Here is a 12,773-nt window from a genome sequence, read left to right as displayed (position 1 = left end):
TGTTATCGCTTCTTATTGCTAGTTTTGGATGCTGCTTTTTTTGCCGGACGCGGCGCCGCCTTGTTTGCCGCAGGAGCCGCATCCTTCGCGCGCTTCTTTGGACGGGCTGGCGCCGGTTCTGGTTCTTCTGCTTCGATCTTCTGGTAGCGCGCCGAGTTGTCGCCGCCCTGCTTGCGCGACTTGGCCGGCTTGGCGTCGAGCGCCTTGTGCGCGGCGCTCTTCGGCTTGCCGGCGCCGGTGTCTTCGGTCGCGCTGGAACCTGCCAGCACCAGGTCGATCTTGCGTGCTTCGAGGTCGACGCGTGCCACCTTGACGGTAACGCGGTCGGTCAGCTGGAAACGCTTGCCGGTACGTTCGCCGCGCAACTCATGGCGCGCTTCGTCGTACTGGAAGTAGTCGCCACCGAGTTCGGTGATGTGCACCAGGCCTTCGACGTACAGCTGGTCGAGCTGCACGAAGATGCCGAAGGTGGTCACGCCCGCGACAACGCCGGTGAATTCCTCGCCCAGCTTGTCCTTGATGAAGAAGCACTTGAGCCATGCCTCGACGTCGCGCGAGGCTTCGTCGGCGCGGCGTTCGTTGGCCGAGCAGTGAACGCCCAGTGCATCCCAGATGGTCAGGTCTTTTTCTTTTTTCTGCGTGCCTGCCGCCTTGTCTTTGGCCTGCTGCTTGCGCGTGGCGTTCGACACGTTGGTGTTCAGGCCAGCGAGCTCGATACCCTTCGGCTCGTACTTTTTGCCGAGCAGGATGGCCTTGATGGCGCGGTGCGTCAGCAAGTCCGGGTAGCGGCGGATCGGGCTGGTGAAGTGGGCATACGCCTCATACGCCAGGCCGAAGTGGCCGATGTTGTCCGGGCTGTAGACCGCTTGCTGCATGGAGCGCAGCAGCATGGTTTGCAGCAGCGGCGCGTCCGGGCGCGTCTTCACCTGCTTCATCAGTTCGGCGTAGTCGTTGGCGGTCGGCTTGTCGCCGCCGTTCAGGTTCAGGCCAACCTGCTTGAGGAAGGTGCGGACCTGGGTCAGCTTTTCTTTGGTCGGCGAGGCGTGGATGCGGTAGGTGCCCGGATGCTTGTGGCGCTCCAGCAGGTCTGCCGCGCAGACGTTCGCCGCCAGCATGCACTCTTCGATCAGGCGGTGCGCATCGTTGCGGGTGCGCGGGATGATCTTCTCGATCTTGCCGAGCGAATTGCAGACGATGTAGGTTTCGGTGGTCTCGAAATCGATCGCGCCGCGCACTGTGCGCGCCTTGAGCAGCGCGTGGAACACGTCGTTCAGGTTCAGCAGGTGCGGCACGATGGCCGGACGGCGCGCCGCTTCAGGGCCCGCCGTATTACCGAGGATGTCGGCCACTTCGTTGTAAGTCAGGCGCGCAGCGGAGTGGATGACAGCCGGATAGAACTGGTAAGCCTGGATGTCGCCCTTGGCCGAGATGACCGCGTCGCAGACCAGCGTCAGGCGGTCGACTGCCGGATTCAGCGAGCACAGGCCGTTCGACAGCTTCTCTGGCAGCATCGGGATCACGCGGCGCGGGAAGTACACCGAAGTGCTGCGCTCGAGCGCGTCGACATCGAGCGAATCGTTCGGCTTGACGTAATGGCTCACGTCGGCGATCGCGACGATCAGGCGGAAGCCGTTTTCTTTGCCCAGCTGGACAGGTTCGCAGTAGACCGCGTCATCGAAGTCGCGTGCGTCTTCGCCGTCGATAGTCACCATCGGCACGTCGCGCAGGTCGACACGGTCGGCCAGGTCGGCGTCGCGCACTTCGGATGGCAGCTTGTTGGCCTGCTTCAGCGCCGCTGGCGAGAAGATGTGCGGCACGCCGAACTTGCGCACGGCGATTTCGATTTCCATGCCAGGGTCGTCAAGCTCGCCGAGCACTTCGACGATGCGGCCGACTGGCTGCTTGAAGCGCGCTGGCTGCTCGAGCAGTTCGACGCTGACGACCTGCCCGGACTTGGCCTTGCCTGGCGAGCCGGACACCAGGATGTCCTGGCCGATGCGCTTGTCTTCCGGCGCGACGATCCAGGTATCGTTTTCCTTGAGTAGGCGGCCGATGACGTGGGTATTGGCGCGGGTGACGACTTCGACGATGGTGCCTTCGAGGCGGCCGCGGCGATCGGTGCCGGTGACTTTCGCCAGCACTTTGTCGCCGTGCAGGACCTTCTGCATTTCTTTATCGTTCAGGAACAGGTCTTCGCCGGGCGCGTCAGGGATCACGAAGCCGAAGCCGTCGCGGTGCGCGCTGACCTTGCCGCTGATGAAACTGGACTGGTCTGCCAGCTCGTAGGTGCCATCGCTTGATGAGCGGATCTGGCCGTCGCGTTCCATCGCGTTAAGGCGGCGCGTGAGCACGCCGATCGCGGAGGACTTTACCTCAAGCATGCTGGCGATCGACTCGACGTCGAGCGCGACAACTGCGGAACGGAAGATGCCGAGAATTTCCTCGCGGCTAGGAATGGTGTGTGTAGGTTGGTTCAAATCGTTTTCTGTAATTATTTTTGGCGGCACCGGCGCAGCATGCGCAGTAGTTGCCGACACGGTGAATATATTGACACGGTGATATGCGTAGTGTAACGGAAGGCTAGGCGATTCGCCTAACGAAGCGTGCTGGAAAAATACCGTGCATGAGCTTTGACATTTCAAATTGTTCCGCCTATAATTTTGGTCTTTCGCGGCGACGGCAACGTTGCAAGCGAAGAGCAGCAGGAGTATCAGGCGGAAGCGGCGCGGCGATAACGAAAGTTAATCTGGCGCAAAACTGCAAAGCCTAGTATGATAGCACAACTCGGCGGCAACGCCGAAAGCAGCAGCAGTGCCCACGTGGCGGAATTGGTAGACGCGCATGGTTCAGGTCCATGTGCCGCAAGGTGTGGGGGTTCGAGTCCCTCCGTGGGCACCACTCTACCGGATGTGTTTCCGTAGTCTTGCTCTTGCGCCGTGATCATCGGATTACGGCGTTTTAGTTTGGCGGTCAATAAAATGCTGTTGTTGAAGTCGTAGTATCAGTGCCCACGTGGCGGAATTGGTAGACGCGCATGGTTCAGGTCCATGTGCCGCAAGGTGTGGGGGTTCGAGTCCCTCCGTGGGCACCACTCTACCGGATGTATATTCCGAATTTGTATGCCGCAAAACGCCGTCATCTTTGCAAAAGGATGTCGGCGTTTTGCGTTGCGCGTCCCGATTCCGGATAACGCGCACCAGGCACTTTGTGCGGTACGCTTGACTTGAATCACAGACAGGCTATGCTCAGCAACATGAAAACCACCATTCGCCTCTGTCTAACCCTCGTGATCGCCAGCCTGGCTGCCGCGTCCATGGCTGCGCCTGCGTCATGGTTTCAGTGGCGTAGCAAGCTCGACGGCAAGCTGGCTTGTTCGCAGACACCGCTCGGCGCGGGCTGGGAAAAGGCTACCGGGCCGTATCGTGACAGCCATTGCACAAAGTTAGTCGCCGGTAAATAATACAAAATACGTATTGGAGAATCAGAAAGTCGTCGTCCCGCCGCAATCAATCCACCGAGGAGAAGTTAATGTTTACGAATCCCGAACAATTTGCATCCGCCACCAAGACGCTTTTCGAACTCCAGATGAACACCTTTAACGCGCTGACCAGCAAAGCGGTCGATGGCGTTGAGCAGGTCATCGCGCTTAATATGGCTACCGCAAAGAACTCGGTCCAAGGCTCCATGGCTGCAGGCAAGGATATGAGCGAGGCCAAAGACCCGAAAGCGGCAATGGATGCGGCAGCTTCCCAAGTCCAGCCGGCCATGGGCGGCGCCGTCGCCTACGGCGAACAGCTGAAGGTCATCATCGAAGACATCCACAAGGAGTTCACCGAGGCGGCCGACCATCACATGGCAGAAGCGAAAAATACGCTGTCGGCGCTGATCTACGATGTAACCAAAAACGTCAAGCCGGGCTCGGAAAACGCGGTCGACGTCGTCAAGGCCGCAATCGATAACGCCTTCAAAGGCTACGAAGAAGTGACCAAGGCCACGCGCGAAGCGGTAAAGACCGTCGAGCAGGAAATCGCCAAGGCGACCGCCCAGGTCAGCTCGGCCAAGGCCGGCAAACAGGCATAGGCCGATGAATCACGCAGGGCCGGCCGTTCCTGGCCGCCCTGCACTCTTGCGCCTCACGCAGGATAAACCGTAATGCCCATCTTTTTATAAGGTGCGGTCAGCGCTGCCGCGGTAGACGCGAGCGCGACAATGCCACCGATTTCACCGAGCTCCACGATCTGATACGGCGACGCCGTGGCCAGCTTTTCAGGCGACGCAAGCACGATCGTTTCAGCCGCCGCATGGCATAGCGCACGCTTCACGCATGCCTCTTCAAAATCGCCGGTCGATAAACCGGCCTTCGGGTGCACGCTGCTTACTCCCATCAGGTACAGGTCGGCGCGTACCTTTCCGATCGCTTCAATCGTGGCCGCGCCGACGCCGACGACCGAATGCCTGAACAGGCGCCCGCCCAGCATGATCACCTCGATGTTCGGATGGGCGACCAGCTCAACGGCGATCGATGGGCTATGGGTGACGATCGTCGCTTTCAGGTCCGCGGGCAGGTGCCGCACCACCTGCGCCGACGTGGTCCCGCCATCGATGAACACAACCTGCCCTGGCTGCACTAACCGCGCTGCAGCACGCCCGATCGCAACCTTGTCGCTTGGCGCAATCAGGCTGCGCGCGGCAAAATCGCCCAGCGCGGGCGACAGCGGCAATGCGCCGCCGTGGACGCGCACCAGCAGCCCATCGCGCGCCATTTCGCGCAAGTCGCGCCGAATCGTGTCTTCCGATACCGCTAGTTCCGCGCACAGGGTCTTGGCCACGAGCTGGCCGTCGCGCCGCAGTGCATCCATCAAAAACGCTTTACGTTTACTGGTGAGCATCTCAATCCTCTGCACGTATTTTCTTGACCATGCACGATTTTGCACGATATCCTGAAAAATGCCAAGTCAAAGGAAACCCGATGAATGACCGTGTCCGCATCACCGAAGAAAAACTATTGTCCGACAACTGGTACGTGCTGAAGCGCTTCAGCTTCGACCTGCGCCGCCGCGACGGCAGCTGGCAGGCGCAAACGCGTGAAGTCTACGACCGCGGCAACGGCGCCACCATCCTCCTCTACAACCTCGAACAGCGCACCGTGGTGCTGACGCGCCAGTTCCGCATTCCCGCCCACGTCAATGGCCATAGCGGTTTCCTGATCGAGGCCGCGGCCGGCCTGCTTGACAACGCCAGCCCCGAGGAACGCATCCGGCTTGAAGCGGAAGAGGAAACCGGCTACCGCGTCAACGCGGTCAAAAAAATCTACGACGCCTTCATGAGCCCTGGCTCAGTCACCGAGCGGATTCACTTCTTCATCGGCGCCTACCAGCCAGGCGACCGTACCGGCGATGGCGGCGGCCTGATCGAAGAAGGCGAAGACATCGAAGTGCTCGAACTAGGCTTCGACCAGGCCATCGCGATGGTCGCCAGCGGCGAGATCGCCGACGGCAAAACGATCATGCTGCTGCAGTACCTGCAACTGCATTTGATGCGCTAATATCGTTGTGTAGTAGCCAAATATAAAAATACACAATAAGGAGACCTGAATGAGCAATTTCATTTCGCTGCTGCCTACCCTGCTGATTGGCGCGCTTGCGCTGATCATGTTTGGACTGGGCCTGTCGCTCACACTCGGCGACTTCCGGCGCTTGCTAGGCCATCCCAAAGCCGTGGTGCTGGCCTTGGCCTTGCAGGCCGCGGTGCTGCCGGCGATCTGCTACGGATTGATCGTGGGGCTTGGCGTGGCGCCAGTCTACGCGGTCGGCCTGATGCTGCTGGCTGCGTCGCCGGGCGGGGTATCGGCCAACCTGTTCAGCCATCTGTTTGGCGGCAACGTGGCGATGAACATCTCGCTCACCGCCATCAATACCCTGCTCTCCATCGTCACCTTGCCGCTGATCGCCAATTTCGCCATCGAGACCTTCGCCAGGTCCGGCCAGGTGGTGCCGATGCAGACCGGGAAAGTCATCGAAGTGATTGGCATCGTTCTGGTGCCGGTTGCCATCGGCATGATCGTCAAGTCGCGCGCGCCCGGCTTTGCGGCACGCATGGATACGCCGATGAAGCGCTTTTCCATGGTGGTGCTGGCAGCGCTGGCGGTGATCGCGATCGCCAAGGAATGGACCGCCATGACCACCTCCTTCGCGTCGATCGGACTGGCGGTTATCGCCTTCAACGCCATCAGCCTTGGCATGGGCTACTACGTGCCGCGCCTGATGGGACTGGACAAGCCAAATTCGATCGCCATCGGCTACGAGATCGGCATCCATAATTCGACCCTGGCGATTTTTGTGGCGCTGTCGGTGCTGGGCGACTTCCAGCTGATGCTGCCGGCGGCGATCTACTCGGTCAGCATGTACGTGCTGGCAACCGCGTTCGGCTTCCTGGTGCTTGGCAGGACACGCGCGGCGGCCGCGGCACCGGCTTAATTTCGCTGCAGCCCAAGCAGTTCTTCGATATGGGCAAACGCGGATTCGTCCTTGATGACGCCGCGTAGCCAGACATGCAGGGACTGCTCGCCCCATGCCGCGGCCTTGTCGGCCAGGTAGGCCACAGGGCTGTGCGGTTCGGTGCGGCGGAAGTACTCCGCCACCTGGCGCAACTGGGCGATCGCCTGTGCGCGCGTTTGCAGCGGGCCTGGCCCGAGCTGGCTGTCGTGGACTGGCAGCGTCATCGACGTTGGCGCGTCTGCCGGCTTGATTAAGGCGCCTTCCGACGGTGCCAGCGCATGGATCACGCTTTCGATTGCCGACCGGGCGGCGGAGAAGCCAGGTCCGTCGGCGCCCAGGCGCTGATCCACCACGCTCTCCAGTTGAACCAGCGCCGCGGCGCAGCGCATGACGGTGTCGGCGTCCGGACCCGGCATCTCCTTCACCAGCTGCGGCAGGCGCGCCGCGATCCAGCACAGGTTGCCGATGCGCTGCTCGAATGAACCCTCGTCGGGCAGCGGGTGGAGATGATCCCAATGGCGTTCGCATAATGCCGCCACCAGCGCCAGGCCGTCGGCCATGCCTTGGTACGACGAGGTCTTGGCAGCCGCTTCAACCAGCCACACGGCCAGCCGCAGGTCCTTGCTGCGCTGCTCGATCAGCTGGGCGCAACGCGAGGCGACAAACTTCCAGTCGGCCTCCTTCAGGCTGGTGACCCAGGCGCCCTGCTCCAGCGAAGGATCGTCCGCCTGGCGCGCCTTCGAGATCGCGTCGACCTCCGGCGAGAAAGCGATGTCGTCACCGCAGGGCGACGCTTCAGTGATCGGAACCAGCAGCTGTTCGATGTTCAGCATCGTGGTCTCCTTACGCGGGTTCGACGGTGTACTTGAACTTGCCGGCCTTGGTCGCGCCGACTTTGATCGCCGACATCGCCCTGCCCTCGGCCATCCGGGCCAGCACGGTACCTGCGATCTCGGGCAGCAGCGTGCCGTTCAGGATGGTGTCGACATTGCGCGCGCCGGAGTCCACCTCGGTGCAGCGCGCAAGCACTGCCTCGACCAGCGAGTCGTCGAAGCGGAACTCGGCCTGGTGGTTGCTGGCTACGCGGCGCTTGATGTGCTCCAGCTTGAGGCGGATGATATTGGCCAGCACATCATCGGTAATCGGATAGAACGGCACCACGGTCAGCCGCCCCAGGAACGCGGGCTTGAAATGCCTGACCAGCTGCGGGCGGATCAATTCGGCCAGCTGGTCCGGGCCGGGGATCTCGGCCGCGCTCTTGTTCAGGCAAGCCTGCATGATCTGCGAAGATGCGGCGTTCGAGGTGCAGATGATGATCGTGTTGCGGAAGTCGATCTCGCGGCCTTCCGCGTCATCCAGCACGCCCTTGTCGAATACCTGGAAGAACAGTTCGAGCACGTCGGGATGGGCTTTCTCGATCTCGTCGAGCAGCACCACGCTGTAGGGATTTCGGCGCACGGCTTCGGTCAGCGCGCCGCCTTCCCCGTAGCCCACGTAGCCCGGCGGCGAACCTTTCAGGCCCGAGACGCTGTGCGCCTCCTGGTATTCGCTCATGTTGATGGTGATGAGTTTGCGCTCGCCGCCGTACAGCAGGTCGGCCAGCGCCAGGGCCGTTTCGGTCTTGCCGACGCCCGAGGTGCCGACGAACAGGAACACGCCCTTTGGCTTGTTCGGATCATCGAGATTGGCGCGCGAGGTACGAACGCGCTGGGCGACGACCGAGCTGGCGTGGCCTTGGCCGAGGATACGTTCGTCCAGCAGCCCCTGCAGGTTCATCACCGTCTTGATCTCGTCCTTGACCATGCGTCCGAGCGGAATGCCGGTCCAGTTGGCGATGATTTCGGCGACCACGTGGCCGTCGACCTGGACCGGCACCAGCGGCGCCTCGCCCTGTACAACGCGCAGTTCTTCGACCAGCTTGCGCAGCGCGCCGCTGTCGCCCTTGCCGCCGCCTTCCTCCAGGCCGGTGCGCAGGCGCTTGATCTCGGCGCAGATCGACTGCTCCTTGTCCCAGCGTGCGCGCTGGCGTTCCTGCTCCGCGGTCGCTTCCACCCGCTGCGCGCGCAGCAGCGCCAGCTTCGCACCGTGGTCTGCGCCTCCCGCTTCTTCGCGCGACAATGCGGCGGACTCGGCGTCGATCCGCTCGAGCATGCGCGTGCCGCTTTCGATCAGCGCCGGCGTCGCGCTCTGGCCCAGTGCCACCTTCGCGCAGGCAGTATCGAGCACGCTGATCGCCTTGTCTGGCAGCTGGCGACCGCTGATGTAGCGGTGCGACAGGCGCACCGCTTCGGTGATGGCGTCGTCGTAGACGCGCACCTTGAAGTGTTTTTCCATCAGCGGCGCCATCCCGCGCAGCATCGCGCATGCGACTTCTTCGCTTGGCTCCTCGACCTTGATCACCTGGAAGCGGCGCGCCAGCGCGGCGTCCTTCTCGAAGTACTTCTTGTACTCGCCCCAGGTGGTGGCGGCGACGGTGCGCAGTTCGCCGCGGGCCAGCGCCGGTTTCAGCAGGTTGGCCGCGTCGTTCTGGCCGGCCGCGCCGCCAGCACCGATCATCGTGTGCGCCTCGTCGATGAACAGGATGATCGCGCGGGGACTTTTCCTGACCTCGTCGATGACGTTCTTCAAGCGGTTCTCAAACTCGCCCTTGACGCTGGCGCCAGCCTGCAGCAGGCCCATGTCGAGCGTGTGGATCTCGGTGTCGCGCAGCACGTCGGGGACGTCGCCGCTGGCGATACGCAGCGCCAGGCCTTCGACGACGGCGGTCTTGCCGACGCCTGCTTCGCCGGTGAGGATCGGGTTGTTCTGGCGGCGCCGCATCAGGATGTCGATCGCCTGGCGGATCTCAGGGTCGCGGCCGATGACCGGATCGAGCTTGCCGTCGCGCGCGCGCTGCGTCAGGCAGGTGGTGAACTGGTCGAGGGCCGGCGTCTTGCCAGCGTCGGTGGCGGTCAGCTCGCCGACCGGATCGGCGCCTTCGTCCGGCTGCGGCGACGCCGGCCGCGACTCGTCGGAGCCGCGCGTCATCTTGTCGAAATCGTGCTTGAGCCGGTCGAGCGGGATCTGCGCGAACAGGCGCGAGCCGCGGTGCGCCAGCTGAGACAGCTCGGGAACCGTCAAGAGTGCCAGCAACAGGTGGCCGCTGCGGATCTGGTGCGGCTGGCCGTTGCCCAGCGAGGCGATCAGCCAGGCATGCTCGAACAGCGTGGGCAGGTGGCGCGAAAACACCGGCGTGCGCGCGCTGCCGGCCTCGAAACGGCCAACCTCGTTGCGCAAGTCGGACTCCAGGCCCGTCAGGCTGATGCCGCACTGGTAGACGATGCGGACGAAATCACTGTTCTGCTGCTCCAGCAGCGCCAGGAACACGTGCTCGATGTCGACTTCGTACTGACCCAGTCCGACGCAGATATTGGCCGCGCGGGTTGCGGCCGTGCGCGTGGTGTCGTTCAACTTGCCGATCAGGGTTTTCAGGTTGATGTCCATCGCGTGCGTGTCCTATCGAAGGGGTTGGGGCGTACGGAAGCCGCCGCGGCGAACGCGGCGCGTGGATGCTTGAATTTCAATAGCCGGTGCTGACCAGGCCGCCGATGATGACGGCGATAAGTCCTGCAACCGCCAGGCGTTTTTTCAGCCGCATCCGCTCGAGGGTGTCGCGCGTCAGGTTTCTCATGGGGGTTCCAGGCGTGGTGGCACATCCGCGGATGGTGCTGTCGCGGACGTGCGTTCGCATGATTACGCGATCTTGTTTGAGGACAGGTCCCAGCCGCCCGAGGTGTTGCCACCGGAGCCGCCGCCAACCTTTTGCTGGGTGTATTTCCATTTCACCTTCGAAAATTTAATGCCGAGCTGTTCGGTGAGGATGTCGCCCTCGCCCACGCTTGGGCTGACGTCGCCGATCAGGACGTTCTCCAGTTCGATCTCAAAATACTTAATCCGTTCGCCCTGGCCGTCGGCGCGCATGAATTCAATCTTGGCGCGCGGGATGGTCTTGCCCGACGAACAGGTCTGCAGCAGGATCGGCGTGGCCAGGTCGGCCAGCTTGGCGACCTGGATCTCGCTATGCTCGCAGCGCTCGGCCGTGTGGCCGCCGCCGGTCGACGCCGTCGCCGACTTCGGCTGGCTCACGCTCCAGGAGACCGACTTGCACTCGATCCAGTCACGGTGCTTGTCATCGGTCGATTCGCCTTTGATGCCATCGATCTGCAGATATACGTCAATTGCCATGTTGAACTCCTAAGTGGGTGGGATGGTTCAGTTCTTGGTCGACTGCGGCAACTCCGCGACCAGACGGAGCGAAACGGACAGCTCGTCGAGCTGGAAATGGGGACGCAGGAACGACACGGCGCGGTAGACGCCCGGCCGGCCGGGCACTTCGCTGACCTGCACGCTTGCCTCGCGCAGCGGGAATTGCGCCTTCTGATCCTGGCTGGCGTTGTCGTCAAGTAGCACGTACTGGGTCAACCAGCGGTTCAGGAACTCCTCGACGTTGGACGCGGCCGAGAAGCTGCCGATCTTGTCGCGCATCATCGCCTTCATGTAGTGCGCGATGCGCGAGACGGCGAAGATGTACTGCAGCTGCGACGACAGCACGGCGTTGGCGTTGGCGGCCTCGTTGGCGTACTTGCGCGCTTTCTGGGCCGACTGGGCGCCGAAAAAGGCGGCGTATGCGGTGTTCTTGCAATGCACCAGCGAGATGAAGCCAAGGTCGGACAGTTCCTTCTCGCGGCGGTCGGTGATGGCCAGCTCGGTCGGGCACTTCAGCGCGACTTCGCCTTCGTCGGTCTTGAAGGTGTGGGTCGGCAGGTTTTCGACCAGCCCGCCGCCTTCGACGCCGCGGATCGCCGCGCACCAGCCATAGTTTTCAAACGCGCTGGTCAGCTTGGTCGCGAAGGCATACGCGGCATTGCACCAAAGGTATTTGTGGTGGTCGGTGCCGTCCACATCTTCGACGAAGTTGAAGCCTTCGGTGGTGATGCCATCCACCGGGTTGAACGGCAGGCGGCCGAGGAAGCGCGGCAGCGTCAGGCCGACATAGCGCGCGTCTTCCGATTCGCGGAAGGCTTTCCATTTGGCATACTCGACGGTGTCAAACACCTTGGCGAGGTCGCGCGGCTTGCTCAGGTCGCTATAGGTTTCCAGGCCGAACAGTTCGGGCGAGGCCGAAGTGATGAACGGCGCGTGCGCAGCGGCGGCCACGTGCGACATCTGCTCGACGAAATACATGTCCTCAGGCTGGCGCGAGATCTCGAAGTCGCCGATCAGGGTGCCGTAGGGCGCACCGCCGAAGGTGCCGAATTCTTCTTCGTAGACCTTCTTGAAGATCGTGCTCTGGTCGAATTCAAGCGCGGACTGGAAGTCCTTGACCAGCTCTTTCTTGGTCGCGTTCATCATGCGGATCTGCTGGTTGGCGCCGGTCGTCGAGTTGGTGACCAGGTAATGCAGGCCGGTCCAGCTGCGTTCGAGCTTCTGGAATTCGGGCGCGTGCATGATCGCACTGAGCTGCTCTGAAATCAGGCGGTCGATTTCGGCCACGCGCGCGTCCAGCGTGGCCGACAGGTTGTTCGACATCACGACGGTGCCATCCATCACCTGGCTGACCAGCTCGGAGATGATGTCGCGCGCGCGCTCGTGCTCGCTGGTTGACTTGGCGACGCGGCTTTGTTCGACGATCTGGTCCAGCAGGCCGGCGTCGAGCTCGACGGCTTGAGCGACCTTGGTATCGGAAAGAACGGCTGACATTATTTGCCCTCCGCTGGTGCTGCCTTGCGCAGGCCGTCGAGCTTTTCCGTATTGCTGAGAACGTCGCTGAGGATGTCTTCCAACTTGTCGTTGCCTGCCAGCTTGTTGCGCAAGTCGGCGAGCTTGGTGCGTGCTTCGAGCAAGCCCTTCAGCGGGGCGACCTGCTGCACGACCGACTCGGGACGGAAGTCGGCCATCTCGCGGAACTGCAGCTGGACGGCAAACTCGCCACCCTTCTCGCTCAGCTGGTTCGGCACGCGGAACTGGGCCACCGGCGCGACGCCGCCCAGCACTTCGTCAAAGTTGCTGGCGTCGACATTGACGAAGTTGCGGTCTTTCAGGCGCTTTTTCTCGACATCGGGATTGTTGCCGAAGTCGCCCACGACGCCGACCACGAAGGGCAACTCCTTGTTCTCGATCGCGTCGCCGACTTCGACGTCGTACGTCATCTGCACGCGGGGCGCACGCACTTTTTGCAGACGCTTCTGCACACTATTGTTTTTGGCCATGACAACTCCGAGGGGTGGCTGGAAATGG

Annotated in this window: 11 protein-coding genes and 2 tRNA genes; 6 read left to right on the top strand and 7 right to left on the bottom strand. The window is 62.4% G+C overall.

Annotated elements, in window-relative coordinates:
- Window positions 1-2: 2 nt before the first annotated feature.
- Window positions 3-2,477, bottom strand: coding sequence for a ribonuclease R (gene rnr / locus I4X03_RS08800; RefSeq protein WP_223467845.1), 2,475 nt, complete (start codon window positions 2,475-2,477; stop codon window positions 3-5).
- 336 nt (window positions 2,478-2,813) lie between these two features.
- On the opposite strand from rnr, the gene I4X03_RS08795 reads away from it, so the two are divergent.
- From I4X03_RS08795 to I4X03_RS08780, 4 genes are all read left to right on the top strand, one after another.
- Window positions 2,814-2,898, top strand: a tRNA-Leu gene (locus I4X03_RS08795).
- Between the two features lie 108 nt (window positions 2,899-3,006).
- Window positions 3,007-3,091, top strand: a tRNA-Leu gene (locus I4X03_RS08790).
- A 162-nt stretch (window positions 3,092-3,253) separates the two neighbouring features.
- Entirely contained in the window at window positions 3,254-3,460 is a 207-nt protein-coding gene (locus I4X03_RS08785) for a hypothetical protein (protein WP_223467844.1), read from the top strand.
- A gap of 68 nt (window positions 3,461-3,528) precedes the next feature.
- Window positions 3,529-4,080 carry a phasin family protein gene (locus I4X03_RS08780; protein WP_223467843.1) on the top strand — a complete coding sequence of 184 codons (552 nt, stop codon included), beginning with the start codon at window positions 3,529-3,531 and terminating at the stop codon, window positions 4,078-4,080.
- 53 nt (window positions 4,081-4,133) lie between these two features.
- On the opposite strand, the gene I4X03_RS08775 is transcribed toward I4X03_RS08780, so the two are convergent.
- Window positions 4,134-4,889, bottom strand: coding sequence for a DeoR/GlpR family DNA-binding transcription regulator (locus tag I4X03_RS08775; RefSeq protein ID WP_223467842.1), 756 nt, complete (start codon window positions 4,887-4,889; stop codon window positions 4,134-4,136).
- Window positions 4,890-4,969: 80 nt separating this feature from the next.
- On the opposite strand from I4X03_RS08775, the gene I4X03_RS08770 reads away from it, so the two are divergent.
- Window positions 4,970-5,545, top strand: a complete 576-nt coding sequence (locus I4X03_RS08770) for an NUDIX hydrolase (protein ID WP_223467841.1) — start codon at window positions 4,970-4,972, stop codon at window positions 5,543-5,545.
- 49 nt (window positions 5,546-5,594) lie between these two features.
- Window positions 5,595-6,476, top strand: a complete 882-nt coding sequence (locus I4X03_RS08765; protein WP_223467840.1) for a bile acid:sodium symporter family protein — start codon at window positions 5,595-5,597, stop codon at window positions 6,474-6,476.
- On the opposite strand, the gene tssA is transcribed toward I4X03_RS08765, so the two are convergent.
- The 5 genes from tssA to tssB all read right to left on the bottom strand — a co-directional run bounded on the left by tssA (window position 6,473) and on the right by tssB (window position 12,745).
- Complete coding sequence (gene tssA, locus I4X03_RS08760) at window positions 6,473-7,330, bottom strand: type VI secretion system protein TssA (protein WP_223467839.1); 858 nt, start codon at window positions 7,328-7,330, stop codon at window positions 6,473-6,475. The genes I4X03_RS08765 and tssA overlap by 4 nt on opposite strands.
- A 10-nt stretch (window positions 7,331-7,340) precedes the next feature.
- A complete protein-coding gene (tssH, locus tag I4X03_RS08755) occupies window positions 7,341-9,980 on the bottom strand; it encodes a type VI secretion system ATPase TssH (protein WP_223467838.1) in 2,640 nt (879 codons plus the stop codon).
- Window positions 9,981-10,229: 249 nt separating this feature from the next.
- Window positions 10,230-10,721, bottom strand: a complete 492-nt coding sequence (locus tag I4X03_RS08750; RefSeq protein WP_223467837.1) for an Hcp family type VI secretion system effector — start codon at window positions 10,719-10,721, stop codon at window positions 10,230-10,232.
- A gap of 27 nt (window positions 10,722-10,748) precedes the next feature.
- A complete protein-coding gene (gene tssC / locus I4X03_RS08745; protein WP_223467836.1) occupies window positions 10,749-12,236 on the bottom strand; it encodes a type VI secretion system contractile sheath large subunit in 1,488 nt (495 codons plus the stop codon).
- Window positions 12,236-12,745 carry a type VI secretion system contractile sheath small subunit gene (gene tssB, locus I4X03_RS08740; RefSeq protein ID WP_223467835.1) on the bottom strand — a complete coding sequence of 170 codons (510 nt, stop codon included), beginning with the start codon at window positions 12,743-12,745 and terminating at the stop codon, window positions 12,236-12,238. Before tssB ends, tssC begins: the two co-directional genes overlap by 1 nt.
- Between the last annotated feature and the right edge of the window lie 28 nt (window positions 12,746-12,773).

It is taken from the genome of Massilia soli (assembly GCF_016809835.1).
GTDB lineage: Bacteria > Pseudomonadota > Gammaproteobacteria > Burkholderiales > Burkholderiaceae_D > Telluria_A > Telluria_A soli.
Note: the sequence above shows the minus strand (reverse complement) of the source record. Positions and strands in the feature narration are given on the sequence as shown.